This is a genomic window from Gordonia sp. GONU (assembly GCF_024733855.1).
In the GTDB taxonomy this organism is placed as follows: Bacteria; Actinomycetota; Actinomycetes; order Mycobacteriales; family Mycobacteriaceae; genus Gordonia; species Gordonia amicalis.
On record NZ_JANRHB010000094.1, the window covers coordinates 1 to 762 of the forward strand.

At 63.6% G+C, this 762-nt stretch carries 1 protein-coding gene; it reads right to left on the reverse strand.

Features of this window, described 5'->3' with window-relative positions; translation table 11 throughout:
• The coding region (gene istA / locus NWF34_RS25315) for an IS21 family transposase (RefSeq protein ID WP_258326406.1) at nt 1–762 on the reverse strand (762 nt) is incomplete at both ends.

Below are 762 nucleotides of genomic sequence, written 5' to 3' on the forward strand. Positions count from 1 at the left end.
TCTCGTTCCACATCGAGTTGCTCAGCAGGCACGCACAGTGTGTCGCTGTGGCGGCGGGTGTTGACCTCGACACACCAGTCCCGCGCGGCCCGGTTCGCTGCGTGCACATCCAGCTGCACGTGGTCACGACCTGCGGCGATCTTGGCTTCGGTCCACAACGGTTGCGCCAGATCCGACTGCGCGTACCCGCACAGGTTTTCCACGATCCCTTTCGATTCCGGATCGGCGCCGTGACAGAAGTCCGGGGCGAACCCGTAGTGGGTGGCAAACCGCACATACGTGGGGGTCGGTACGACGACGTTGGCGACGACCCCACCTTTGAGGCAGCCCATCCGATCAGCGAGTACCTTGTTGGGTACTCCACCGATCTCTTCCAACGCCTCGGCGATGAATCCGAGTGTGGTGGTGGATGTTTCGTTGGTGGCGAACCGAACGAACCGCCAGCGTGAGAACGCCAACACCGCGCAGAACATGTGTAGCCCGCCGATCACGGCCCAATCGATGACCAGGTAGTCACCCGGAGCCCACACTGCCGGGCGACGCCCACGATGATGGTCACGGCGCCACTGTGTTTTCTCCTGAGCGACGAGACGACGGAAGTTGCGGGCCGAGCCTGCATAACCCGCCGCTCGCGCTACTGATAGCAGACGTTTCGCGGTGATCCGGCCGCGCGACCGCTCGACTCGCTCAGCGACCAGCTCGGCAACGGTGTCGTAGTTGCGGGCCCGTACCATGCGATCTGGTGGTTGATCGTCGGCCTCG